The following is a 23,327-nucleotide window of genomic DNA, read 5'->3' as shown; positions in this document are numbered from 1 at the left end:
CGATTGACATCACCGCCGCCGTTTCGGGAACCGATGAGGCATATGCGTATTGTGCGTGTTTTGTCGGTTTTCCATAACCTCATCGTGCTCGCCCAGCAGGGCTGACGGGTCGGTCCGGACGCGTTCAGGCCAGGCCGAGGAAGCCCGGGTCGCGGCCGTGGAGCTGGTGGCAGAAGTCCCGGTTCAGCGTGAGTACCTCGGTCATCGGGACGGCTCGGCGGCTGGTCGCCGCCATGTCGTCCCTGGCCTCCCTGGACCACAGGAAGGGGAACACGGAAACACCTTGGGACGTGGCGAGCGCCTGGGTCTCCGCTCTCCAGCCCGGCCAGCGCAACGCCGAGTAGAACTGCGCCAGGCCGCCCGACAGCGCCCAGTGCACCCACGCGGTGTGCCCGGCGTCCAACGCCTCCCACTCCAGGGAGTCGGGGGCGAAGTACACCATCTCCCCGGGTTGTCCCGGACGCCCCACGGCAGCGGGGTCGTGGCCGTTCAGGGCGAACGCTCCCCCGAGCACGTCATGGGCCACGACGATCCCGTTCTCCGGCCGCCAGGCCGAGTCGTCGCGAGGACCGCCGTTGACGGCCTCCAGACCGGGCAATGCGCCCGGAAGCCCGGTACCGGCCCCTCCGTAGATGCGGAGCCACCCGTAGTCCAGCAGCAGACCGCCGCAGTGCAGGGCGAATGCGCCGAGCGTGGAACGCGCGGTGACCTGAAGCCGCCCCAAGCAGGAACGGCCGCGCTCCTCATCCGGAGTCATGCACCGGACATTCGCCGGACTCGTGGCGAATCGCTCCAAGAGTGCAGGCCATGCGGGATCCGGTACATCGAGGAGTTCGCTCAGGGGTCGCACCGCATAATCCTCGCATACCGGCACTGTGCAACAGTGCCTGCCGCGCTGCGCCCGTGCACGCGGTGCCCCTGGTGGACGCCGACGTGGCCTGGACACTCAGCGCAGTGGTCTCCGCGGGACGCCCGCGCAGCCGCGCGCTCTACGCCTTTCTCGACTTGATGCCGCACCACATCCGGGGCGATCGTGTGTTCTGACCAGCGGTTGTACACGGTGGTGGCGCGCTGGAGCAGGTGGTGCGTGTCGGTGATGGGGTGATCCTGCCGGCGTTGGAACGGCTGCGGGGAAGCCCTATGGCAACGCTCCTGCGGCATCGAACCAACAGCCCGGGGCGTATGGCCTGTTGCCGGTCGGGTAGGCGTAGACCTCAGAGCGGGGGTGGATGGGGTGCAGCCCTGCCCACCGCCGGCTGCACCCGTGCTGATGAGGAGAGCGGCGGCGATGAAGGGCAAAGCGTTGCAGGAAGCGGCGCAGCAGTGTGCGCAGAACCTCCCGGCAACCACGCTGTACTCCTTCGAGCCCGGTTGGGAGGCGTGCAGGGTCCACGAGAAATGGTTCATGTTGATGACCGAGGTCCCGCGGCACTCCCGCGTGCGGGACAGCCGGATCGTGGCCGGTCAGCCGGTCGTGATCGTCAAGGCCGATCCGAGCGACGCGGCAGCGCTCCGGGAGGCGTACCCGGACATCACCGCCGGCTACCACATGAACAAGCGGCACTGGATAACGCTGGCTCCCGGCGACTCGATCGACACGAAGCTGGTCGAAGAACTGGTGACCGAGTCCTACCGCCTTGTGCTCGCCACACTGCCGCGCTCGCGCCGCCCCATTGACCCGGAGGCGGTCGGCGCCTGACCGCGAAACGGCGAAGGTGCGCAACCTCCGCGCGGTCTGCACCGACCGGGGGATCAGGAGGCGTCGGCCTTGCGTCCGATGCCGCAGCGGGTAAGTGTCTCGCGTGCCTGGCCGACTTCGATGTCGTCGGGGCGCCACTGAGGGCATGCCACCAGTCCCGGTTCGACCATCTCCAGCCCGTTGAAGAAGGCCGCGATGTCCTCGGGGCTGCGGACGCGGTAAGGCAGCGGTGCCGCCTGGTTGTAGTCGTCCATGGCCGCGTTGGCCTCGGGGTCGGTGTTGGATCCTTCGCAGAGTGCAAGGTAGCTGCCGGGAGGCAGGCCCCCGACCAGGCGGGCGACGATGCCGTAGACCTGATCGTCGGGGATGTGGCCGAGGATGCCCATCAGACTCAGGGCAATGGGGCGGTCGAAGTCCAGGCGTTTGCGGGCCTCGGCAAGGACGGTGTCGGGTTTGCGCAGGTCGGCGTGGACGTAGTCGGTGAAACCTTCCGGGGTACTGGTCAGCAGCGCGGTGGCGTGGGCGAGCACCAGCGGGTCATAGTCGACGTAGACGACGGCCGAGTCCGGGGCCGCGGCTTGGGCGACCTCGTGGGTGCTGTTGTGGGTGGGCATGCCGGTGCCGACGTCGAGGAACTGCCGGACGCCGGCCTCGCCTGCGAGGTAGCGGATGGCGCGCCGCAGGAACGCCCGGTCCTGGCGGGCGACTTCGATGATGACGGGGTACTGCTCGGCGATCTGGGCGCCGACCTCGCGGTCGACGGCGTAGTTGTCCTTGCCGCCCAGCCAGTAGTTCCACACGCGGGCGGAATGCACCACGGTGGTATCGATCGGCGATGGGGCGCCGGCGGTTCCGGAGGTTTCGTTCACGGGAGGCCTCACATTCGTCGGGTTTGACCATTCATACCTGCCGTGTGGGGGCTACACCGAGTCGCTATGTCAGGTTTTATGGCGTATGACTATTTGTTCCGAATAAGTGGTGATCGCCCCGGCATCGCGCACGCTCAAGGCCGGATGCGCCTCCGGCGCCGCGCTCAGGACCGTCTCCCGGCCGGCGTTCGCCATCGGCCACTGGTCGAGGTGGTCAGTGGTGTGCGCGGTGACAACATCGTGGGGCAGCGTGACGTCGCCGAAGCCGAGCCCGTTCTCGTAGACCGCGACCACCTTGGCCTCCGTGACGGTGCCGTCGCTGAGGTGCACGTCGACGCGGCTGCCCACGTCGACGCCGACCGTGCCGGCGACCAGGCGGCTGAGCGTGACCGTGGACCCGGTGAGACGGCTCAGGTCGCCGCGCAGCACGGCCAAGTCCATGGTGTCCGGTACGGCCGCGGGGCCGACGCCCTGAGCCGTGGAGATCCGGTACTGTACGCCGTCGTCGCCATGCCAGGTGAGGATCGTCGAGGTCCGCGCAACCCGGCCGACCGTGCGGACGCCGGAGACGTCGCGGAGCTCCTCGGCCACAGGCCGGGCCGCGATCCAGCCGCCGACCCGGGCCGCGAGGACGGGGTGCCCGAAGTCGCGCCGCCGGCCCGGCCGGGACATCGGATGCGGGGGGGATGGGAACGTCTGCGAACACGTCACCCCGGCGATGACAGAACAGGTGCGCACGGTACTGGACGAGCCCTGGCAACGGAGCCTGACACACGCCGAACGCGACCGCGGCCACCGACCCGCTCTCCGACCCCACTTTTGGTTTCTGCTCGGGTTGCATTGACCCAAGGCGGGGCAGCCCGCCCTGGTGGATGCTACGAACTGCGAGAGATGGTGGACACTATGATCGAGAAGTTGTCCCGGGCCGGCGTCACCTCCGACATGGCCTACGCGGCAGGGGCTATCTCCATCGGCCTGAGTATTTTCGCCTGGTCGGCCTCGAAGGCGAAGGAAAACGCCGGCACCGATCGTGCCGACCGGTGGGGGATGTTCGTTGGCGAATGGGCACCCACGTTCTTCGCGTTGGGCGTCGCACTCCGGCTGGAGGAGACACGCAAGTAGCACCCGCCCATTCGGGCCATGGGGAGCTAAAGGCGTGCTACGGCCGGTCTGCTCCGCGAAAAGCGAACGGCCTATCAGGGGCCTGTTCGACCCTGACTCGCCCTCCGTGCCGAGCGGCGAGCCAGTCGAAGCTCTGGCGGATTCGGGCTTCGTTGTTTAGCGGACTGGGCGTTGGCCATGGGCGAGGCCTGGCTCGCCGAGTCTTACCACGAGGAGACCGCGGGCAAGCTGAAGCGCTTCGCCCATGAACTCGACGAGAAGGTGCTGAAGCAGGGCTGGCGCGCTGCCGGCGCCGGCCCTCGCGCTTCCGCCTCGCGGTCTCGCGCTACTCCGACGGGGCGGGCCACGTTCGTCGAGCGTCACCGCCGCCCGACGTCGTACGGAGCTGCCCTCGCACCAACGCGTTTCGACGATCGGCCGGACCTCGGTGGAGGAAGCCCATGCCAAGGAAAGACGATCAAAAGCGGATCGAGACCTATCCGCGGATATTCGCCGACATGGCGCGCGAGCTTTTTTCACATGATTCGGTGGAAGACGTTCTGCAGCGCATCGTGACAATGGCTGTGGAGAAGATCGGCGGATGCGAGGAGGCCGGACTCCTGCTGGTCGACCGCCGCAAGCGCGAATTCCAGACACCCGCGGCCACCGGCGATCTGGTTGTCACCTCCGACCGGGCCCAGATGGAGTGCAATGAGGGACCGTGCCTGGACGCCGCCCGCCACGGACAGAGCTTCCACGTCGGGGACATGGCCAACGACCCGCGCTGGCCTTGCTACCGTCCCCGCGCGGTAGAGCTGGGTATCGCGTCGATGCTCGGCTTCGATCTCTACACCGATGACGAGCACTTGGGCGCACTCGACCTGTATTCGCGCGCACCTGGTGCGCTCGGCGACGACGCCCGCGAGATCGGCTGGGTGTTCGCTTCGCACGCCGCACTGGCCATCGCCGGGGCCCAGCGCGAAGCCACGCTGCGCCAGGGCTACACCACCCGTCAGGAGATCGGTGAGGCGGTCGGCATCGTCATGGAGCGCCGCCGGGTCACCAACGACCAGGCGTTCGACATGCTCAAGACGGCGTCGATGAACACCAACACCAAACTGCGCGATGTCGCCCGCCGCATCACTGAGACGGGGGAGATGCCGGGCGAGTGACACAGCTGCCGAGGGCCCCGGGACTGGCTGCCAGGCCTGTGCGATGCCACAAGGCGACGCCCAGTCACCTGCCCCTGGTCAGCCCTCCAGTGTGGAGAGGCGGTCGCCGAAGCCGCCCGGGGCCCGCGAGTCGGAGCGGGCCGAGGTCGCCACCGGCAGGTCGGCGGGACGGCGGATGAGGTGGCCGCGGTCCTGCAGGGTGGTGACCAGAGCGTGGTCTTCGGCGCAAGACAGCCCGCGAAATCCACCCGAGTCGAGGTAGGCCGAGGCGCGCAGGCCCAGGTTGGCGCCGTGGACATGGGGGTGCTCCTTGCCGCGGAAGCGGTAGGCGTCGGCGAACGCAGCCGCCACCTCCGGCGGGCGCCCGGACCAATCCTCGACGGTGATGGTGCCGACCACCGCGTCCCACCCTGCCTCGGCGTAGTCCAGCTGCTCGGAAACCCAGCGCAGCGGGACGATGCTGTCTGCGTCCGTCGTGGCCAGCCATACCCTCCCGGCCGGGTGACCGCGTGTCCGCTCCAGCGCCAGACGCATCCCGGCGGCCCGCGCCGCCCCCGTGTTGCGGTGGCCGGTTTCCACGACGAGAGCTCCGGCGCGGCGGGCGATGGCGGCCGTGGCGTCCGCGCACGCGTCGGCGACCACGATCAGGTGTCGTTCCGCGGCAGGCAGGCCGCACACCGCCAACGACGCGGCGGCGGAGTGCAGGCACGCCCCGATCGTCCCGGCCTCGTCGTTGGCAGGGACGACCACGGCCGCGGCGCGGATCACACCAGGCCTTCCCGCTGGGCGACCGAGGGCGGGACCGCAGAGCCCGCTGTGTAAACGTCGATGCGGAAATCCGCCTCCCTGTGGCAGGCCACGTGTGCGAACCCGCCGTGCGCGGCGAGCACGCGGTGCGCGTCGTCGCCGGGGCGGGTGTGGTCGGGAGCCGGATGGCGCCAGTGCACCGCCACGACGGTGCCGCCGGGGCGCAGCGACGCGGCCGTGTGGTCGAGCACGCTGTGCAGATCGGCGTCGTCGAAGTAGTACAGCAGTTCCGACAGCACGATCAGGTCGAAGGTGCCCCGCGGCCACTGCCAGGGGACACCGGCCTGGAGTACCCGCACGTGGTCGAAGCCGGCCAGGTCGTACTCGGCGCGCTGCCTCGGCGATGCGATCGGTTCCCAAGCCACCAGCTCGTCGCAGCGCGCGGCGAGGTCGCGTGTCAACGCGCCGATGGCGCAGCCCGGCTCGAATGCCCGCTTGTAGCGCTCATGGGGCAGGGAGGCGAGGGTCAGGGCGCGTTTGCGGCGCTCGTACCAGCTCGCGCGCAAGCCCCACGGGTCCGCCGAGCCGCGGTAGATGCCCTCGAAGTAGGCGCGCTCGACACTCATACGAACACCAATTCGTGGTCTCGTTCGAAGTGGGCGAGCATTCCCGGCGTGAGCACGGCGGCGTCGGCCGGGTCGGTGCTCAGCGGCGCGGTCTGGGTGGTGAAGCAGCGCAGGGCGGAGGCTTTGCGGTGCTGGGCCCACGGGGGCAGTTCGATGCGGCGCGCCGTCGGCCAGGGCACGGCGGGATGGTCAGGGAAGGCCCAGTGCCACATCCACACGGCATAGAGCAGCGGCCGCCTGCCGTGCACGGCTGCGGCCGCTACCGCCGCGGCGCCCGCCGCGTGGTGGTCGGGGTGCAGATCGCCCGGCCAGGGAGCCGCACACACGTCGTAGCCCGAGCACAGGGCGTCCAAACGCTCGATCAGTTCGTCTCGGGCGGCACCGGCACCATCGGGCAGGCCCAGCCGCACCACCTCCGCATTCTCGACGCCCAGACGCCGCAGCGCCTGCGCCCGCTCGCCTTGGCGGCGTTCGGCCATCAGGGCGGGCGACAGGGTGGGGCTGTGCGGATGGGAGGCCTCGCCGTCGGTGACGGCGACGATCCGCAGCCGGGCCCCCTGCCCGGCCAACAGCGCCAGCGCTCCGCCGAAGCCCAGTACCTCGTCGTCGGGGTGGGGGGCGACGACCACGGCGCTGGCTGTTCCGGACACATCGAGCGGTGCCGCGTGCCTGAGGCGGTCCCATGCCTGCCAGGTCGCCTCGGGGGTGCCCTCGGCGTCGATGGGGTGGGCGGCGGGGGCGGTCTCACGCGGTCGGCTCATGGCCGTCCTCCCAGTGGCGGGCCGCGCCGGTCCCCAGTTCGGCCAGATCGCGGTCGCCGTGGTGCTGATGGAGGTAGGCGGTCAGGTCCTCCCTCGCGCGGGCATAGTCGGCGTCGGCGGCCAGTGGGCCGGCGCCGAGCGCTTCGCGTGTGCTGTTCAGCACGTTCGCGCAGGCGGCGGCGACGGCGGCGCGCGCCCGCATCGCTCGCAGGCGTCCGCCCCCGAGCAGGTCGCGCGGATCGGCGTCGATCTCGCGCGCCGCGGCGGAGAGTACCGCCTCGGCGGCGTGGAGGTCCCGGGCGATACCGCCGAAGTAGGCGCGCGCGTGCGCATCGGCCTTGTCGGCGGCCACCCGCGCGGCCAGCGGAGCGGCGACAGCGAGGGCGCCGCCGTACCAGCAGGCGGCGACGCCGATGCCGCCGTGGTGGAAACCCGGGCGCGCGGTGTAGGCGCCGGCGGGGCCGACGGGGGTGGCGGCGGTGTCGTCGAAGGTGAGTGCCAGCGTGTCGCTGGCCGCCATTCCGGCAGCGGCCCAACTGCTGCGCTCGGCCCGGGCCGTGTCCGTGCGCACGGCGAACATGCGGCGTTGATCGTCGCCGAGGCGCGCGCTGACCAGCCCATGGGTGCACACACGGGCGCCTGAGCAGAACTGTTTGGTACCGCTGAGTCGCCACCGGGTACCGCCCGCGTCCGATCGGGCGTGCAGGTCGGGGCCCGGCGGATGGGCGGCCCAGACTCCCCACACGCTGTGCGGATCGGGCGCGGGCCCGCCGAGTTCGGCCAGGATGGCCGCGGCGTCGCAGTGGCCCTCGGCCAGGCGCGCCAGCGACAGGTCCCGGCGGGCAAGGTCGCGCAGTGCCGCCCACCGGCCCCACGTGTCACCGCTGCCGGGCAGCGGCAGTTCGAGGCGCCCTTCGCCGATCTCGCACACCAATGCGGCGGCGATGTCCAGCCGGTGTCCGCTCGCCTCGTTCACCTCGCCGGCGTGGGCGCGCGACACCGAGGCGTCTTCAGCTGCGGTAGCCGGCGCGCTCCTGTGCTCTGCGGCGTTCACCGGGCGCCTACTGCCCTGCGCACCTCGGCACAAACGTTCAGCGGCAGGCTCCCGTGGCGGCCGTCGGGCGCGGCCCGGAGAGTGCAGGTGATGGGCCCCGGCCGGCCTGCCCGACGGCTCTCCAGACCTGCGGCCGCCCCAGTGTGGACACGGCGCTGCGGCACAGTGCCGTGGTGTATTCGCCGTCCGAAGCCGCCCGAGAAGGGGGTGTCTGGAGTCGGGTACACCGCGTGGCCGAACCATCCCCTGCTCCCGCACATGTCACCGGCCGATCCGGTTAACCGCAGGAGTATGGAGAGCGGCGAGGGGGACGGCAGTACGAACCGGCCATCGGAGAGGTCAGGCAGGCAGCCGGCGCCGAAGGACCTCTGGTCGCGCATGGGCCAGTGGCTCCGGCGCGCCCGAGGGGACGGGCACGAACGGCACACGCTGCTGATGATCGGCAAGAGTGCGCTGGCGGCCACCATAGCCTGGGTCATCTCCTATGCGGTGCTGCAAGCCCAGGCGCCCGCCTTCGCGCCGTTCTCCGCGGTGCTGATGATCCAGGTCACCGTCTATCAGTCGTTCGCTCAAGCGCTGCGGTACCTGGGTGCTGTCGGCGCCGGGGTGGCCGTCCAGGGCGTTGTGGGGTTCCTTGCCGGCCCCAACCTGGCCGCATTCGTGCTTGTCGCCGTGATCGCGCTGGTCATCGGCAGGTGGCCGCGGTTGGGAGCGCAAGGCTCGCAGGTGGCGACAGCGGCGTTCTTCGCTTTCGCGCTGTACATCACAGCGACCAGCACCATGGAGCGCGCCGCGCAACTGGGCCAGATCATCCTGTTGGTCGCCATCGGCTGCGCGGTGGGCGTGCTGGTCAACCTCCTGGTGGTGCCGCCGATGCGCTTCCGCAGCGCAGAGTACGGTGTCAGGGCCCTTGCACGGGCGCTGTGCCAACTGCTCTCGGACATGCACCCCGCCCTACGGGAAGGCGCATTCGACGCCGACCGCACCCGCCAGTGGCGGGAGCGCGCCAACCGAATGGAGGGCACGGTCTCCCAGGCCCGCAGCGCAGTGCGCACCGCCGAGGAGAGCGTCTACTACAACCCGCGCAAGCTCATCAGCGGGCGCCATCGGCACCGCACCTTCTCCGGCTACGCGGGGGTGGTCGCCGCGTTGGAACGGGTGACTTATCAGCTCTCCTCGGTCGCCCGCACTCTGGACATGGCGGCGGAGGAAACGACGGAAGTGCCGCATCGCACGGAGTTTCTGGGCCTCTACGCCGAACTTCTGGCCGCACTCGCCGAGATCACCGACGAGCTCGGTGAGCTCGACGAGGACCACCTTGTCGAACAGGCCCGCCACCTGTGTTCGCTCGCCGAGCAGGCTCAGGAGTACGCGGACCGGTTGGCCGAGGGCGCAGACGACATCGCCGACCTCGTCACCGACCGGTCCAGCCCTTACGGCATCTTGCTCGTGGAAGCCACGCGGCTGCAGGAGGAGTTTCAGCACACCTGCGACCTTCTGCAGCGCTCCGTCCGTCAGGAGTACCCGAATAGCTGAGGTCGGCCCGGTTGCGTAGCGAGCGCGTCACCTACGTAGTGCTGTGACCGGAAACGCGCGCCGGGGCGGTGGATGAGTGCCGGGGTCGGCTGCAAAGCGCAGCCGACCCCGGGGTGATGTGGTGGCACTGCCACCACGAAGGGCGTCGGCCTGCCTGGATCCTGCTCATCCGGGCCCGATGCGGCTGTCCGCCCGAGACGCCACGCCGGGGATCGGCATTGCGGTTGCTTCGGGGTGGCATCGTCATACGCTGCGAATTCCGGCGTTTCACCAAACCCGGTTCCGTGCCCTTTGCAACGAGCTCCGCGAACCGGGCGACGCCAGAAGCGCCACTTCCGCTGACCCAACGCAGTCGACCCGACACCTAACGCCACCGACCGTAGGAGTCTGCAATGACCGCGACTCGCCCGGGTCCGCCCGGTGCCGACTCGTCAGCCGTGCACCGCGCGGCCGATGATCCGCAGAGCTTCGACGACCGCGTCGTCGACACCGTGGTCCACTGCCTCGCGGAGTACCTCGCGGCACGTCGGGGCGCAGTCCGGGAGAGCGACGCATGCGTCGCCGAGGAGGCCGTCGCCCGTCTGGAGAGCTTCACGCTCGGCGGCGGAAGGCGCATGCGCCCGCTTTTCGCATGGTGGGGATGGCGAGCGGCGGGCGGTGCGCCAAGCGGTCGGATGGCGCACGGCGCATTGCGAGCGGCCTCGGCACTGGAGCTCGTCCAGGCGTGCGCGCTCATTCAGGACGATGTGATGGACGACTCGGCGACGCGCCGCGGGCAGCCGGCGATGCACACGGCACTTGCCGAGGAGCACCGCGCCGCCGGCTGGAAGGGGGATCCCGGACGTTACGGGCGATCGGTGGCGGTCCTGGCGGGCGATCTCGCGCTGGTGTGGGCCGACGACCTGCTGGACGACGCGCTGGTCGACTTCGGCGGCCGCGGCCGCGGCCGTGTGCGAGGCCCGTGGCACGCAATGCGCACCGAGATGATCGCGGGCCAGTTCCTGGACATAAGGACCCAAGCGGCGGCCGACGAGTCCGAGGCCGCCGCACTGCGGGTGGACCGGCTGAAAACCGCCGCCTACAGCGTGGAGCGTCCGCTGCACTTCGGAGCCGCCTTGGCCGGAGCCGATAGCGGACTTGTCTCGACGCTGCGCGCATACGGGGCGGATATCGGGACCGCGTTCCAGCTCCGCGACGATCTGCTCGGTATGTACGGAGATCCCGCCCGGACCGGCAAACCCGTGGGGGACGACCTTCGCGAAGGCAAACGTACGCTGCTGCTGAGTATCGGTCTGAAACGGGCATGTCAACGCGGGGACCGCGCGGCGGAGGACACGCTTCGGGCGGCCGCGGGCGATGCGGGGCTCACGGCGGACGACGTCGGAGCCGTCGCGGGACTTCTCGACGACCTCGGTGCCAGGGACGCCGTGGAGGAGTATCTGCACCGCCTGGTGGAGCGCGGTCTGCGGCAGGTGGCGGATTCGGCCATCGCCGGCGAAACGAGCGTCATGCTGGCGGAACTGGGCCGTTGGGCGACAGCCCACGTCCGCTGAGCTCCGGCAGCGCAGAAGCGGAGGATCGCCCAGCGTGTTCCGGAACCGAACGCTCGCACTCCCGGGGCGCAGCGACCGCATCGTCGTGGTGGGTGCCGGCGTGGCCGGCCTGGCGGCGGCACTGCACCTGCTCGGTACGGGTCGCGAGGTCACCGTCGTGGAGCGCGATGCGCACCCGGGCGGCCGCGCCGGCCGCCTGGACATCGGCGGTTTCCGGCTGGACACCGGACCCACCGTACTGACCATGCCCGAGCTGATCGACGAGGCGCTGTCGGCGGTCGGCGCCTCCGTGGAAACCAGTCTGGACCTCGTCCGGCTGGAGCCCGCCTACCGCGCCCGCTTCGCCGACGGCTCCAGGATCGACGTATACACCGAAGCCGAGGCCATGGCCGCCGAGGTGCGCCGCGCCGCCGGCGAACGCGACGCCCGCGGCTACCTGCGGCTGAGGCGGTGGCTCGGCGGCCTCTACCGGTTGCAGATGCGCCGCTTCATCGACACCAACTTCGACTCCCCGACGCAACTGCTCTGCCCCGAACTGGCCCGCCTCGCCGCGATGGGCGGGTTCGGCCGGCTCGCTCCGGCCATCGGCCGGTTCCTCTCCGACGAACGGCTGCGCCGCATCTTCTCCTTCCAGGCCCTCTACGCCGGCGTAGCGCCCCAGCGCGCGCTCGCCGCCTACGCCGTCATCGCGTACATGGACACCGTGGCCGGCGTCTACTTCCCCAAGGGCGGGATGCGGGCCCTGGGGCAGGCCATGGCCGATGCGGTGGTCCGGGCGGGCGGCGACATCCGCTACGGCAGCGAGGTACGCCGGCTGGAACGGCGCGGCGAGCGCGTCACCGCCGCCATCACCGCCGACGGCGAGCGCGTGGGCTGCGACGCCATCGTGCTGACCCCGGACCTGCCGCTGGCCTACCGGCTGCTCGGACGCATGCCTTGGCGGGCGGTCCCCCTGCGCTACTCGCCCTCGGCGGTGGTGCTGCACGCCGGCACCGACCGCAGTTGGCCGGAGTTGGGCCACCACACCATCTCCTTCGGCACCGCCTGGGAGCAGACCTTCGACCAGATCATCCGCCAGGGGTCCACCATGACCGACCCGTCCCTGCTGATCACCCGTCCCACCGCGACCGACGCCGCGCTCGCACCGGCGGGAAGCCAACTCCTGTCCGTGCTGGCTCCTTGCCCCAACCTGCGCACCGGCACCACCGACTGGCACCGTTCGGCCCGCCGCTACCGCGACCACCTGGTGGCCACCCTCGAAGAGCGCGGCCTGAGCGGCTTCGGCTCGGCGATCACTGCCGAGCACCTGGTCACCCCCGAGGACTGGTCGCGCAGCGGGATGGCCTTCGGCACCCCGTTCGCCACCTCGCACACCTTCGCTCAAACAGGGCCGTTCAGGCCGCGCAACACGGTCGCCGGCACAGCCAACGCCGTCTTGGCAGGTTGCGGCACCACGCCGGGAGTGGGACTGCCCACCGCCGTGATATCGGGCAAGCTCGCAGCGGCGCGCATCGCAGGCGCCGCCGCCATTCGGGGGACGGGCTGATGGGGACCGCCGCCGAACTCGACGCCGCCGGAATCACCGCCCCCGGACTCCGCGCGGCCTACACCCGCTGCCGCGAGCTGCACGCCCGCCACGGGCGCACCTACTATCTGGCCACCCGCGTGCTGCCCCCCGCGCGCCGCCCGGCAGTGCACGCCCTCTACGGGTTCGCCCGGTGGGTCGACGACGTGGTCGACGCGGCCCCGCGGGCGGACGCCACCACCGCCGGCGCCCACGCGTCCGCGCCCGACACGGCCGCGCGGGGCGCGCGCATCGACGCCGTCGACGACGCCATCACCGCCGCTCTGCAAGACCCGGACGGCCTCGGGGCCGCCGCGTGCCCCGGTCGCCGGGAAGCGCTCGGTCCCGCCTCCGGCGGCTCCGTCGTCCGCGCCTTGGCCGACACCGCCCGGCGCTACGACATCCCCGCCGGGTATTTTCACGCCTTTATGTCGGCCATGCGCGCCGACCTCACCGTCGACCACTACAGCACCTACGACGATCTGCGTGCCTACATGTACGGATCGGCCCAAGTGATCGGGTTGCAGATGCTGCCGGTGCTGGGCACCGTCGTGCCACGGCAGCGGGCCGCCCCGCACGCAGCAGCGCTGGGCGAGGCCTTCCAACTCACCAACTTCCTGCGGGACGTGGCCGAGGACCTCGACCGCGGCCGCGTCTATCTGCCCCAGGATGTGCTGGCCGCCCACGGCGCCGACCGCGCGCTGCTGGAGCACTGCCGCGACAGCCGCACCCAGGACCCGCGGGTGCGCGCGGCGCTGGCCGAGCTCTCGGCCCTCAACCGCGAGATCTACCGCCGCGCCGAGCCGGGCTGCGCGCTGCTCGACCCGGTCTCGCGTCCCTGCATCCGCACCGCCCTGGTGCTGTACCGCGGCATCCTCGACGAGATCGAGGCCGCCGACTTCGACGTGTGGACCCGCCGCCACCGGGTGCCCAACTCCCGCCGGCTGCGCGTCGCCCTGCCGGCGCTGGCGCGTTCGCTGGCGGCCCGCATGCGGGCCCGGTGAGCTGCGGCGACGCACAGCCCGCCCCGCACATCCGGCCCCGAAAACAGGAGCCGCCCGGCACCCGTCCAGCAAAGGAAACCCCATGGAACTCGATCCCGCACCGCGCCGCCTCCCGCTGCGCCGCCTGCCCGCCTCTACCTGGAGCCGCCAGAATCCGACCTGGCGCGATGCCGAACCCGGTGTGATCGAACCGGCGCTGAAGCGTGCCCTGGCCCGTCCCTCGGGCAACTGGTTCGTGCTGGCCGCCAGCAGCGAAATCCGCGCCGGCCGCCCCTTCGGCCGCGTCATTGCAGATACCGAGATCGTCGCCTGGCGCGGCGCTGACGGCACCCTGCAAGCCGCCCCCGGCGCCTGCCCGCACCTGGGCGCCCCGCTCTGCCGCGGCGCGGTGGCCGAGGGCAGGCTCGTATGCCGCTGGCACGGACTCTCCCTGGACGGCGGCGGATTTCCCGGCTGGCAGCCGTTTCCCGCCTACGACGACGGCGTGCTCGCCTGGGTGCGGCTCGACGCCGCGGGCGGAGAGGAGCCGCTGCCGGAGCCGGTCGTGCCCGGCCGGCCGCACTACTCACCCGCCATCGTGGCCGTCGAAAGCATCGCGGGCCGCTGCGCACCCGAGGACGTGCTCGCCAACCGGCTGGACCCCTGGCACGGTTCCTGGTTCCACCCTTACTCGTTCGTCGGGCTGCGGGTCACCGAGACCGCGTCCGACAGCGGTCCGGATTCCGACCGCATGGTGGTGGAGGTCGCGTTCAGAGTGGTCGGCCGCTGGGGCGTGCCCGTGCGAGCCGCCTTCGAGTGCCCCGAACCGCGTACCGTCGTCATGCGCATCATCGAGGGGGAGGGGCAGGGAAGCGTGGTGGAGACCCACGCAAGCCCGCTGGGCGTGCGTGGCGGCGTTCCCCGCACCGCGGTCATCGAGGCCATCGTAGCCTCCTCCGACCGCTTCGGTTTCGCCCTCGCCCGCTGTGCCGCCCCCGTCGTCCGACCTTTTATCCGTGCCGCCGCCCGCCGCATCTGGCGCGACGACCTCGCCTACGCCGAACGCCGCTATCTCCTGCGCACCACGGGCCGCCATCCCGGATAGGCGGACGGGGGAGTCCGGTGCCTTCAGCGGCCGTAGGCGGTCCTCACCGGCATCCGCTGTCAGCGGCGCGCCCAGCGGGCGAGCGCGCGGGCGGCGGGGCTGCGGCCCTGGCGGGGCACGCTCCAGACTGTATGGCCGGAAAGGCCCCACCGGGCCAGGAGAGCGTTGGCTGCCAGGATTCCGCTGGTGGCTGCGCGTTCCATCAGGGCGACCGGCAGGTCGACGCGCACGTGGTCGCCCGCCACCACGACGGCCGGGTCGGGTGTCGTCACAGCGGCGCGCCGGACGTGGCCGCCCGGTGGGAACAGCGGGCAGTCGGCGTGCAGCTCGTGGCGGGAGTCCACGACGCCCGCGTCGGCCGTCTCCGGATAGACCCGATGCAGCTGCGCCATCAGGCGCTCGTGCTCGGTCCGCGCGTCGCAGCCCTGCGGCAGGGCGTAGGCGTGCAGCTCCACGACTGAGCCGCCGGTGCGGCGTGCCCAGGCACGGGCCTCGTCCTCATAGCGATCCAGCACACTGACGTTGTCCAGCGTCGCGAAGCCTGCGGTGCCCAGAAACCCCGGACGTGACGAATCCACCGGCCGGTCCAGCCACAGGCGCGACACCAGGAACGGCGGTGCGCTGGGCAGGCGCGCGAGCCCGGACGGCCAGGCGGCGCCGGCCGGGGCCTGCCACCCTGCGGCCAGCTCGCGCAGACCGGGGACGTCTGCCGCCAGCACCACGGCGTCGAACTCCTCGGCCCCCGAATCCGCACACACCAGCGCGAACCTGCGCCGCCGCCCCTCGTCCACCGCCTCCACCCGCGCCGACGTGCGCACCTCGGCACCCAGCTCCGCCAGCCGCGCGGCCAGCGGCTCCCACAGCGCCCGCGGGAATGGGGAACGCGGCACATCGAAGACCAACCCCTCGCTCGATCCCAGGAAGTAGATGTGGAACATGACCGCCAACTCGGCCGCCGAGAGCCGGTGCGGATCGGCGAAGAAGCTGCGGGAGAACACCTCGAAGGCGAGGTGCCGCGCGCTTTCGGGGAAGCCGATCGCCTCCAGCAGCGCCGGGGCGGCAACGTGGTCCAGCCGTTCGTAGACGCCGGGGACGTCCACGTCCAGCAGTTGCAGGGCCGCGGCGACGTTGACCCCCGCCAACTCGCGCGCCGGAAAGCTGCGGCTGCGCACCGCCAGCGCCAGCGCATTCCACGGCGGCCTGCGCGGCAGCCCGGCGAAGCCGTCCCGGGCGCCGCGGGCGTGCACAAGCGGATAGTCCGCGAGCGGTGCGAGCGCCTCCAGCCCCGGATCGGCGCGCGCCAGCAGGGCGCGGAGGTTGTAGTACTGCCGGAAGAACGCGTGGAAGCCGCGCGTCATCGTCGCCGCCGAGCCGTCGCGCAGTCGGATCGGCCACCCCCGCAGCCTCCCTCCCAGGCCGTCCTCGCGCTCCAGCACAGTCGTGGCCACCCCCCGCTCGGCCAGCGCGGCCGCGGCGGCCAGCCCCGCTATGCCGCCGCCCACCACCGCCACTCGCGGCGCCGGGTCGGGCAGGCCGCCCGCGGCGGGTCGAGGCGCGATTGCGTCCGCGCGCCCGTCGCGCCAGGGCGACCTCAACCGCCGTCCAGACCGGGGGAGTGCGCCGCATGCGGACGGCGGGCGGTGAACGTGTGCGTGATGCCGCGCTGCCAACCCGGCAGCGGTGCGGTGGCGACGTCCACCAGCCCCGCCGCGCTCATCCGCCAGCGCAGCCCGGCGGCGCCGTCGAACTCCAGCACGCTGCGCCACAGGTAGCGGTACAGGCGGGTGCGGCCCGTCCAGAACAGCGCCAGCGGGATGACCACTCCCCAGCACACGAGCGTCCATACCGCACGCGACGCCGCCGAGTCGGCCACGGAGTACTCGTGCAGCGCGATCGGCGCGCCGGGCCGCGCCAGCGCGCTCGCCGCCGCCAGCGCCGCGTCGGTGTCGGGGCAGTTGCGCAGCAGGTAGGCGGCGAAGACGGCGTCGGCGCGGCCGCCCAGGCGGTCGGCGGTGACGTGCTCGGCGCGGGCGTGCACGAAGCGGACGCCGCTGCGCCAGTGCTTGCGCCGCGCGACCGCGAGCATGCCGGCCGAGGCGTCGACGCCGACGATCTCCGCGCGCGGCAGCGCCCGCGCAAGCGCCCGCGTGGAGGCACCGGTGCCGCAGCCCAGGTCGGCGACCCGCACTCGGGCGCCGCCCGGTAGCGCGGCGGCCAGCCGCCGCGCGGAGATCTCCAGGTGGCCGTGGTAGCCGGGGTTGGCGCCCACCATGCGGTCGTAGTCGGCGGCGGCGCGGTCGAATTCTTCGGTCACCGCTCCGGCTTTCCTCTCCTGTGCCGAACTGTCCATGTCGCCCCCGTCGTGTCTGCGTGGAGCCGCGCCGCCGGTGCCTGCCATGCTTGCGCCATGCGCGTGTTCGACGTCGCGGTGGTCGGCGGAGGCGCGGCTGGCCTGTCACTTACCCACCGGCTGGCCGGCGCGAACCGGTCCAGTAGGCAGCGGCTGTCGGTCGCGCTGGTGGACGCGCCGCCCGGCCCGCTGCGTCCGCCCGAGCGGACCTGGTGCTACTGGGAGCGTGGCGCGGGACGCTGGGACGCGCTGCTCACCGCATCATGGGACCGGTTGCGCGTGCTCGGCGCCGACGGTGCGGAACACGGCTCGGCGAGTGCGCCATTCCGGTACAAGATGCTGCGTTCGGCCGACTTCGAGGAGCATGTGCGCGCCGGGACCGCCGACGGCGTCGTCTGCTACCGCGCGCGCGTAGAGCACCTCGCCGACGGTGCCGAGCGGGCCGTGGTGCGCGCGACGGATTCGAGCGGGCGGCCGGTCGAGTTCAGCGCGCGGTGGGTGTTCGACTCCCGGCCGCGCACGCCGCCGCCGGCCCGCACCGCCCTGTTGCAGCACTTCCGCGGCTGGTTCGTACGCACGCAGGACGACGCCTTCGACCCGCGGAACGGCGCGATACTCATGGATCTGCGCACGCCCCAGCCGCCCGGCGGGGTCTCCTTCGGCTACGTCCTGCCGCAGTCGGAGCGCACCGCGCTGGTGGAGTACACCGAGTTCACCCGGGAGGCCATCAGCGAGGCGGCCTACGAGGCGGCGCTGCGCGACTACACCGGCCGCCTGCTCGGCCTGCGCGGCTTCGAGGTGACCGCCGCCGAAGAAGGCGCCATCCCGATGACCGACGCGCGCATGACCACCCGCGCCGGGCGCCGCGTGTTCCGCATCGGGGCGGCGGGCGGTGCCACCCGGCCGTCGACCGGCTACACGTTCGCAGGCATCCAGCGCCAGACGGCCGCGGTCGCCGCCGCCCTCGCGCGCGGGCACACCCCCGTGCCCCCCGTCCCGCACCGACGCCGGCATCTGGCCATGGACGCCGTGCTCCTGCGGGCGCTGGACTCCGGGCGGGTCGACGGGGCGGCCTTCTTCACCCGGCTGTTCGCCCGCAACGCGCTGCCCGGCGTGCTGGAGTTTCTGGACGGTCCTTCGGGCCTGCCTCGCGAACTGTCGATCGGCGCCACGACACCGCTGCTGCCCATGTCCCTCACCGCCGCCGAATGCGCCTTGGGACCACTGTGGCCGGGTGCTGTCGCGTCCCGGGGCCGACGCGGGCTCTGAACCCGGGAAGGACGCAGAGCCTGGCAGCACCAGGGACCTCGGGCGTCGGAGACCGGTCCTCTTTCCCGCCTCGCTGGTCCCGACGTGTTCCAAGGCCCCGCAGGTGCTCACCGGGCGCCCCGCCGCGCCCGCGCGTATTGACCGCGCGGCTGCGCTTGGGTCGTGCGCCGACGACGCCCCGAGTGTGGCCCCGCTCAGTGGTGCCCGTGTCCGAGGACGCCGATTCGGAGCCCGCACGTGGTGGCCCGCACGGATCGCCCGTCCCGCGGACGGCTGATTCCCGAACTCGAAGTGCCGCGAGCGCAGGGCGCAGATTCTTCTCGCCTTCGCCGGCAGCGCCTGCGGACCCTACTGCCGTCCAAGGCGCGCCGATCGGCGCGATCCGTCACTCGGCCTTTGGCCGAGGCGGGGCCTCCGCTCCCCTGACGCTGGACAGGATGTCGGGATCCATAGGGCGGCCGTCCATGTTTTTGAGCAGTACCGAGACATCACCCGTGGTCTCCAGCACCACGGCCGAGACCTGCTCCACGTTCGTCACGCCGGCCAGCCGCAGCTTCGAGCGCAGGTCGTTCTCGGTCATCCTGGCCTTGCTCAGGTTCTGCGCCAGTGTCCGGGAATCGCTCATCAGCAGCAGTGGGCGGTTCTCCAGCAGCCGCTCCATCCGGAAACGGCTGCGCACTTTCGCCACTACCGCCTGAACCGCGAACAGGACCGCGAGGGCCAGAGCCCCCTGCAGCAGGGAAACGTCGGGGTTCACGACCGTGGTGGCCAGCATCGAACCGAACGCCACGGTCGCGGCCAGATCGAAGTTGGTCATCTGGGAGAAGGAACGCAGACCGGCGACCCTCGAGAACGCGATCAGCGCCAGGTAGGCGATCGGGGCCGTGACCCCCACCAGCGCGAGTACCTCCCAGGAGGTCCCCAACCGTTCCACATTCATGGCGTTTTCCTTCCTCATGGAGCACCCGCCCGGAGGCAGCGGCCCCAGCGTCCTGCACGCCCCCTGCGTTCTTCCGTATGCCGCGCGGTAGGCCTCCACCGGAAGGAACACCCGGGTGTCACCGCCTTCCGCCCGCGGCGGTGAAAATTTCGTGCTCGCCGAACCCGCGACGTTAGCAGTATCGATGTCGGGACAGCGGAGCCTACCGAAGCGTCGTGGGGGAGGGGCGCCATGAAGCGGAACGGCAACCGGGCTGAGGCACCCGTGACCGTGCGGTCGGGGCGAGGTTAGATGCGTGTTGTCGTCACCGGTGCCACCGGGTACATCGGCGGGCGGCTGGTACCCGAGCTGCTGCAGGCGGGGCACAGGGTCCGCTGTCTGGCGCGTTCACCGCGCAAGCTGCGGGATTTCCCGTGGCGTGCGGAGGTCGAGGCCGTCCAGGGGGATGTGCTGGAGCGTGCCGACCTGGACCGGGCGCTGGAGTCCGCCGATGCGGCCTTCTACCTGGTGCACGCCATGGGTTCCGATGCGGGTTTCGCCGCTCGCGACCTCGATGCGGCCCGCACCTTCGCTGCGGCCGCTGAAGGCGCGGGGGTGCGCCGGATCGTCTATCTCGGAGGTCTGAATCCGCCTGATCAGAAATTGTCGGCTCATCTCCGGTCACGTGAACAGGTAGGCGAGATTTTCCTGAACTCCGCCGTTCCGAGTGCCGTGCTGCGCGCCGCAGTCATCCTCGGGTCCGGCTCGGCCTCCTTCGAGATGCTGCGCTACCTAACCGAGCGGCTGCCGGTCATGACCACACCGCGCTGGGTCTTCAGCCGGGTCCAGCCGATCGCTGTGCGCGACGTGCTGCGCCAATTGGTGAAGGCACTGGAGCTGCCGGAGGAGACCAACAGGACCTTCGACGTCGGTGGCCCCGAGGTGCTCACCTACGCCGAGATGATCCAGCGCTTCGCCTCCCTCGCCGCAGTCAGGCCACGCCTCGTCATCCCCGTCCCCGTGCTGTCACCGGGCCTGTCCAGTCTTTGGGTCGGCTTGGTGACACCGGTACCCGGCAGCCTCGCACGGCCATTGATCGAGTCGGTGCGCCACGACGCCGTGTGCCGCGAAAACGACCTTGCCGACCAGCTCGGCGACCACGACCGCCTCGGCTTCGATGAAGCCGTGGCACTCGCCCTCCGCTGTGTCGGTGAGGCCCGGGTGGCCACCCGCTGGTCCTCGGCGGCCTGGCCGAGCGCACCGTCGGATCCGCTGCCCACCGACCCCCACTGGAGCGGAGGGTCGCTCTACGTCGACGAGCGCGAGCACGGTGTCGCCGCATCGCACGAAGACCTCTGGAAGGTGATCGAGGCCATCGGCGGAGAACACGGGTGGTATTCCTGGCCGCTGGCCTGGAACGCGCGCGGCTGGCTCGACCGTGTCGCGGGCGGTGTCGGTCTGCGGCGCGGGCGGCGCCACCCGACCCGGTTGCGGGTGGGCGACCCGGTGGACTTCTGGCGAGTCGAGGAACTCGAACGCGGCGAACTGCTGCGGCTGCGGGCCGAGATGCTTTTGCCGGGCCTGGCCTGGCTGGAGTTGCGTGCCGAGCAGCGGAACCAGGGCACCGTTTACCGCCAGCGGGCACTGTTCCACCCGCGCGGGCTCATCGGCCAGCTCTACTGGTGGGGCGTGTATCCGTTCCACGGCTTGGTGTTCGGGTCCATGGCGCGCAACATCGCCGCGGAGGCGGAATCGGCTCCCGCGGGGCCTGAGTAGCGCGGGACCAAGGGGTGAGGCGATGTCGGCGATCGTGGTGCTGTTCACGCGTGACTTGCGGGTAACCGACCATCCGGCCCTGCATGCCGCGGTGCAGCAGGCCGACCACGTTATCCCGCTGTTCGTCCTGGACCCCGAAATTCTGCGGCGCAGTGCGCGCAACCGCATCGCCTACCTGCGCCAGGCGCTTGCGGACCTGCGCGAGTCGCTGCGGCGGCGCGGCGGCGACCTGGTGATCCGCCACGGGGACACGGTGGCCCAGACGCTGCGGATCGCCCAGGACAAGGGCGCGGAGGCAGTGTTCTACAGCGAGGACGTCAGCGCAATGGCGCGCAGCCGCCGCCGACGGCTCACCGCCGCATCCGAAGGGGCGCGCATGGAGGCGCGCGCGTTCCCCGGCGTGACCGTGGTCCCTCCTCAAGACATCACCCCGGCAGGCAGGGACCACTACGCGGTGTTCACCCCGTATTGGCGGGCCTGGGAGCGCCGGGCCCGGCGTGAACCCGTACCTGCCCCGGGGCGCGTGAAGCTGCCGGCCGGCGTTGGCAGCGGTCGGTTGCCCGACCAGACCGTGGAGTACCACGGGCGGGGCGAATACTCCCCGGACCGGCTGGCGGGCGGTGAGACCGCGGCGCGGCGCCGGATGCGCGACTGGCTGGACGGTGGCATCGCCGATTATGAACGCGACCACGACGCCTTGGCCGCCGACGCCACGTCGCGGCTCAGCGCGGATTTGCGCTTCGGCTGCCTATCGCCGCTAGAGCTCGCCGAGGCGGCCCGCGCACGCGAAGGCGGCGCCGCCTTCGAACGCCAACTCGCCTGGCGCGACTTCCACCACCAGGTCACAGCGGCGTTTGCGGACATCGCCCGGCGCGACTACCGCCACCGCGAAATCAACTGGCGCGAGGACGAGGGGGCGCTCGCGGCCTGGCGCGAGGGGCGCACCGGCATCCCGATCGTGGACGCCGGCATGCGCCAGCTCCTCGCTGAGGGCTTCATGCATAACCGGGCCCGGCTCCTCACGGCCTCGGTGCTCACGCGCAGGATGCTCGTGCACTGGAGGCTTGGCGGCGACCACTTCCACAGCCTGCTGCTCGACGGCGACATCGCCGACAACTACGGAAACTGGCAGTGGGTGGCCGGCACCGGCAACGACACCCGGCCCAACCGGAAGTTCAACCTGCTGCGTCAGGCACGGCGCTTCGACCCCGGCGGGGACTACGTGCGCCGCTACGTGCCCGAACTCGCCCACCTGGACGGCACCGGCATCCACACCCCGTGGCGGTCGACACGGCCGCCCGACGGCTACCCGTTGCCGCTACTCGACCTCGACGGCGCCACCTCACAGCAACCGCTGCCGCCGCCATGAACACCGGCGAGGTGTCGACCGGTGACCGCACGATCCGCGTTCTGAGAGCAAGAGGACGAACCCCGATGCGGCCGTCCGGCCCGCGGCGCCACGCCGCGGATCGGCATAGCGGTTTCTTCGGGGCGCCATCGTCGTACGCTGCGGCTCTGATGCTTCACACGCACCCGGTCTGTTCGCGTTGCAACGAAGAGCGAACACAGGTATGGGTAGTTCATCTTAGCCTTTTTCGATCGAAGTGTCGGAATGGTGTGATCGCACAATGGGCGGCTCAGTTGCATTTGGGATTGTGGTAGATATTTCCGGGTGTTCATCGTGATGTGGATTCCCTGGTTCTGCGTAGACGTTTCCCGGATCCCGTGGGAAAAGACCGACACGCGCACCTCAGGCAGGGGCGAGTCAACGACAGCCGAGGGGCTGAGGTGGCCCCCTGTGATAGCGGAGCTGGACGGGGTCTGAGCCCCAGTCGGCACAGCTGCAACAAGCTGCTGTCGCCGACCCGTGCTTAGCGCCGTCCTCCCTGGGTAGCGGGGGCGCTGTGGAAAACTCGTGGCCTTCCCGCAGCGGGGCTTCAGCAGCGAAATGAAGGCGATGACGATGAAGGCTTTTGCGATGTCCGGGTCGTCCCCCGCGTCGACTGGGGTGGGCATGGCCGATAAGACGATCGAGACGGGGTTGTGCCCCGGCGGGAGGTTGCGGATGGAGCGTCTGCTGCGGCTCCTCCAAACCGGCCGCCTCGATCCCGCACCCATGACCACGCACAGCTTCGCCTTCGATGATATGGAACGCGCTTTCGAGGTTTCCGATAAGAAACTCGACGATGCCGTCAAGGTTCTGGTCGCGTTCTAACCGCTGTTCGGCCAGCGGCCGGTACAGA

23 protein-coding genes are annotated in these 23,327 nt (G+C 71.2%); 13 read left to right on the top strand and 10 right to left on the bottom strand.

The genetic code is table 11. From position 1 onward, the window contains the following. Window positions 1-124 precede the first annotated feature (124 nt). Entirely contained in the window at window positions 125-850 is a 726-nt protein-coding gene (locus ACYVD5_RS22290; protein ID WP_461003068.1) for a DUF2625 domain-containing protein, read from the bottom strand. A gap of 53 nt (window positions 851-903) precedes the next feature. On the opposite strand from ACYVD5_RS22290, the gene ACYVD5_RS22285 reads away from it, so the two are divergent. Both ACYVD5_RS22285 and ACYVD5_RS22280 read left to right on the top strand, forming a co-directional pair. Beyond that, complete coding sequence (locus tag ACYVD5_RS22285; protein WP_461003067.1) at window positions 904-1,044, top strand: hypothetical protein; 141 nt, start codon at window positions 904-906, stop codon at window positions 1,042-1,044. Between the two features lie 244 nt (window positions 1,045-1,288). After that, window positions 1,289-1,699, top strand: a complete 411-nt coding sequence (locus ACYVD5_RS22280; protein ID WP_461003066.1) for an MmcQ/YjbR family DNA-binding protein — start codon at window positions 1,289-1,291, stop codon at window positions 1,697-1,699. A 53-nt stretch (window positions 1,700-1,752) separates the two neighbouring features. Here the strand turns inward: ACYVD5_RS22280 and ACYVD5_RS22275 are convergent, their stop codons facing one another. Further along, complete coding sequence (locus ACYVD5_RS22275) at window positions 1,753-2,568, bottom strand: SAM-dependent methyltransferase (RefSeq protein WP_461003065.1); 816 nt, start codon at window positions 2,566-2,568, stop codon at window positions 1,753-1,755. Between the two features lie 69 nt (window positions 2,569-2,637). Continuing rightward, window positions 2,638-3,240: a hypothetical protein gene (locus tag ACYVD5_RS22270; RefSeq protein ID WP_461003064.1), complete on the bottom strand. Its 603-nt coding sequence runs from the start codon at window positions 3,238-3,240 to the stop codon at window positions 2,638-2,640. A 231-nt stretch (window positions 3,241-3,471) separates the two neighbouring features. Here ACYVD5_RS22270 and ACYVD5_RS22265 point away from each other — a divergent pair, with 231 nt between their 5' ends. Both ACYVD5_RS22265 and ACYVD5_RS22260 read left to right on the top strand, forming a co-directional pair. Further along, window positions 3,472-3,690 carry a hypothetical protein gene (locus tag ACYVD5_RS22265; RefSeq protein WP_461003063.1) on the top strand — a complete coding sequence of 73 codons (219 nt, stop codon included), beginning with the start codon at window positions 3,472-3,474 and terminating at the stop codon, window positions 3,688-3,690. 440 nt (window positions 3,691-4,130) lie between these two features. Next, the gene (locus tag ACYVD5_RS22260; RefSeq protein ID WP_461003062.1) at window positions 4,131-4,841 is read left to right on the top strand and encodes a GAF and ANTAR domain-containing protein; all 711 of its coding nucleotides are present in this window, start codon (window positions 4,131-4,133) and stop codon (window positions 4,839-4,841) included. Between the two features lie 78 nt (window positions 4,842-4,919). Here the strand turns inward: ACYVD5_RS22260 and ACYVD5_RS22255 are convergent, their stop codons facing one another. Genes ACYVD5_RS22255 through ACYVD5_RS22240 form a run of 4 tightly spaced genes read right to left on the bottom strand, consistent with a single transcriptional unit; the run spans window position 4,920 to window position 7,975 of the window. Further along, window positions 4,920-5,609, bottom strand: coding sequence for a glycosyltransferase family 2 protein (locus ACYVD5_RS22255; protein ID WP_461003061.1), 690 nt, complete (start codon window positions 5,607-5,609; stop codon window positions 4,920-4,922). Continuing rightward, window positions 5,606-6,214, bottom strand: coding sequence for a class I SAM-dependent methyltransferase (locus tag ACYVD5_RS22250; RefSeq protein WP_461003060.1), 609 nt, complete (start codon window positions 6,212-6,214; stop codon window positions 5,606-5,608). The genes ACYVD5_RS22255 and ACYVD5_RS22250 overlap by 4 nt, the downstream gene beginning before the upstream one ends. After that, window positions 6,211-6,975: a PIG-L deacetylase family protein gene (locus tag ACYVD5_RS22245; protein WP_461003059.1), complete on the bottom strand. Its 765-nt coding sequence runs from the start codon at window positions 6,973-6,975 to the stop codon at window positions 6,211-6,213. The genes ACYVD5_RS22250 and ACYVD5_RS22245 overlap by 4 nt, the downstream gene beginning before the upstream one ends. Next, complete coding sequence (locus tag ACYVD5_RS22240; protein WP_461003058.1) at window positions 6,959-7,975, bottom strand: acyl-CoA dehydrogenase; 1,017 nt, start codon at window positions 7,973-7,975, stop codon at window positions 6,959-6,961. Before ACYVD5_RS22240 ends, ACYVD5_RS22245 begins: the two co-directional genes overlap by 17 nt. A gap of 432 nt (window positions 7,976-8,407) precedes the next feature. Between ACYVD5_RS22240 and ACYVD5_RS22235 the strand changes: the two genes are divergently transcribed. The 5 genes from ACYVD5_RS22235 (at window position 8,408) to ACYVD5_RS22215 (ending at window position 14,770) form a co-directional block, all read left to right on the top strand. Next, on the top strand, window positions 8,408-9,565 hold the full coding sequence (locus ACYVD5_RS22235; protein WP_461003057.1) for an FUSC family protein: 1,158 nt from the start codon (window positions 8,408-8,410) through the stop codon (window positions 9,563-9,565). A gap of 392 nt (window positions 9,566-9,957) precedes the next feature. Then, the gene (locus tag ACYVD5_RS22230) at window positions 9,958-11,118 is read left to right on the top strand and encodes a polyprenyl synthetase family protein (RefSeq protein WP_461003056.1); all 1,161 of its coding nucleotides are present in this window, start codon (window positions 9,958-9,960) and stop codon (window positions 11,116-11,118) included. 34 nt (window positions 11,119-11,152) lie between these two features. Further along, window positions 11,153-12,664 carry a phytoene desaturase family protein gene (gene crtI / locus ACYVD5_RS22225; protein WP_461003055.1) on the top strand — a complete coding sequence of 504 codons (1,512 nt, stop codon included), beginning with the start codon at window positions 11,153-11,155 and terminating at the stop codon, window positions 12,662-12,664. Next, window positions 12,664-13,686, top strand: coding sequence for a phytoene/squalene synthase family protein (locus ACYVD5_RS22220; protein WP_461003054.1), 1,023 nt, complete (start codon window positions 12,664-12,666; stop codon window positions 13,684-13,686). The genes crtI and ACYVD5_RS22220 overlap by 1 nt, the downstream gene beginning before the upstream one ends. Before the next feature lie 82 nt (window positions 13,687-13,768). Beyond that, entirely contained in the window at window positions 13,769-14,770 is a 1,002-nt protein-coding gene (locus ACYVD5_RS22215) for a DUF5914 domain-containing protein (protein ID WP_461003053.1), read from the top strand. A gap of 59 nt (window positions 14,771-14,829) precedes the next feature. Here the strand turns inward: ACYVD5_RS22215 and ACYVD5_RS22210 are convergent, their stop codons facing one another. Continuing rightward, window positions 14,830-16,365, bottom strand: a complete 1,536-nt coding sequence (locus ACYVD5_RS22210; RefSeq protein ID WP_461003052.1) for an FAD-dependent oxidoreductase — start codon at window positions 16,363-16,365, stop codon at window positions 14,830-14,832. Then, a complete protein-coding gene (locus ACYVD5_RS22205) occupies window positions 16,362-17,120 on the bottom strand; it encodes a methyltransferase domain-containing protein (RefSeq protein WP_461003051.1) in 759 nt (252 codons plus the stop codon). The genes ACYVD5_RS22210 and ACYVD5_RS22205 overlap by 4 nt, the downstream gene beginning before the upstream one ends. A gap of 57 nt (window positions 17,121-17,177) precedes the next feature. Between ACYVD5_RS22205 and ACYVD5_RS22200 the strand changes: the two genes are divergently transcribed. Next, entirely contained in the window at window positions 17,178-18,389 is a 1,212-nt protein-coding gene (locus tag ACYVD5_RS22200) for a lycopene cyclase family protein (RefSeq protein WP_461003050.1), read from the top strand. A 385-nt stretch (window positions 18,390-18,774) separates the two neighbouring features. On the opposite strand, the gene ACYVD5_RS22195 is transcribed toward ACYVD5_RS22200, so the two are convergent. Beyond that, the gene (locus tag ACYVD5_RS22195; protein WP_461003049.1) at window positions 18,775-19,329 is read right to left on the bottom strand and encodes a DUF421 domain-containing protein; all 555 of its coding nucleotides are present in this window, start codon (window positions 19,327-19,329) and stop codon (window positions 18,775-18,777) included. A gap of 291 nt (window positions 19,330-19,620) precedes the next feature. On the opposite strand from ACYVD5_RS22195, the gene ACYVD5_RS22190 reads away from it, so the two are divergent. From ACYVD5_RS22190 to ACYVD5_RS22180, 3 genes are all read left to right on the top strand, one after another. Next, the gene (locus ACYVD5_RS22190) at window positions 19,621-21,084 is read left to right on the top strand and encodes an SDR family oxidoreductase (RefSeq protein WP_461003048.1); all 1,464 of its coding nucleotides are present in this window, start codon (window positions 19,621-19,623) and stop codon (window positions 21,082-21,084) included. 22 nt (window positions 21,085-21,106) lie between these two features. Next, window positions 21,107-22,453, top strand: a complete 1,347-nt coding sequence (locus tag ACYVD5_RS22185; protein ID WP_461003047.1) for a cryptochrome/photolyase family protein — start codon at window positions 21,107-21,109, stop codon at window positions 22,451-22,453. Between the two features lie 546 nt (window positions 22,454-22,999). Continuing rightward, complete coding sequence (locus ACYVD5_RS22180) at window positions 23,000-23,299, top strand: hypothetical protein (RefSeq protein WP_461003046.1); 300 nt, start codon at window positions 23,000-23,002, stop codon at window positions 23,297-23,299. Window positions 23,300-23,327: the final 28 nt, after the last annotated feature.

This window comes from Streptomonospora sediminis (genome assembly GCF_054778995.1).
The sequence above is the reverse complement of the archived record's forward strand: the minus strand, read 5'-3'. Positions and strand labels throughout refer to the sequence as shown.

What these genes read in the sequence shown, in the direction of transcription:
- ACYVD5_RS22280 (WP_461003066.1), top strand. Translation starts at nt 1,289, where the DNA reads ATGAAGGGCAAAGCGTTGCAGGAAGCGGCGCAGCAGTGTGCGCAGAAC.
- ACYVD5_RS22270 (WP_461003064.1), bottom strand. Translation starts at nt 3,240, where the DNA reads ATGTCCCGGCCGGGCCGGCGGCGCGACTTCGGGCACCCCGTCCTCGCG.
- ACYVD5_RS22265 (WP_461003063.1), top strand. Translation starts at nt 3,472, where the DNA reads ATGATCGAGAAGTTGTCCCGGGCCGGCGTCACCTCCGACATGGCCTAC.
- ACYVD5_RS22260 (WP_461003062.1), top strand. Translation starts at nt 4,131, where the DNA reads ATGCCAAGGAAAGACGATCAAAAGCGGATCGAGACCTATCCGCGGATA.
- ACYVD5_RS22250 (WP_461003060.1), bottom strand. Translation starts at nt 6,214, where the DNA reads ATGAGTGTCGAGCGCGCCTACTTCGAGGGCATCTACCGCGGCTCGGCG.
- ACYVD5_RS22245 (WP_461003059.1), bottom strand. Translation starts at nt 6,975, where the DNA reads ATGAGCCGACCGCGTGAGACCGCCCCCGCCGCCCACCCCATCGACGCC.
- ACYVD5_RS22235 (WP_461003057.1), top strand. Translation starts at nt 8,408, where the DNA reads ATGGGCCAGTGGCTCCGGCGCGCCCGAGGGGACGGGCACGAACGGCAC.
- ACYVD5_RS22230 (WP_461003056.1), top strand. Translation starts at nt 9,958, where the DNA reads ATGACCGCGACTCGCCCGGGTCCGCCCGGTGCCGACTCGTCAGCCGTG.
- ACYVD5_RS22220 (WP_461003054.1), top strand. Translation starts at nt 12,664, where the DNA reads ATGGGGACCGCCGCCGAACTCGACGCCGCCGGAATCACCGCCCCCGGA.
- ACYVD5_RS22215 (WP_461003053.1), top strand. Translation starts at nt 13,769, where the DNA reads ATGGAACTCGATCCCGCACCGCGCCGCCTCCCGCTGCGCCGCCTGCCC.
- ACYVD5_RS22205 (WP_461003051.1), bottom strand. Translation starts at nt 17,120, where the DNA reads ATGGACAGTTCGGCACAGGAGAGGAAAGCCGGAGCGGTGACCGAAGAA.
- ACYVD5_RS22200 (WP_461003050.1), top strand. Translation starts at nt 17,178, where the DNA reads ATGCGCGTGTTCGACGTCGCGGTGGTCGGCGGAGGCGCGGCTGGCCTG.
- ACYVD5_RS22195 (WP_461003049.1), bottom strand. Translation starts at nt 19,329, where the DNA reads ATGAATGTGGAACGGTTGGGGACCTCCTGGGAGGTACTCGCGCTGGTG.
- ACYVD5_RS22190 (WP_461003048.1), top strand. Translation starts at nt 19,621, where the DNA reads ATGCGTGTTGTCGTCACCGGTGCCACCGGGTACATCGGCGGGCGGCTG.
- ACYVD5_RS22185 (WP_461003047.1), top strand. Translation starts at nt 21,107, where the DNA reads ATGTCGGCGATCGTGGTGCTGTTCACGCGTGACTTGCGGGTAACCGAC.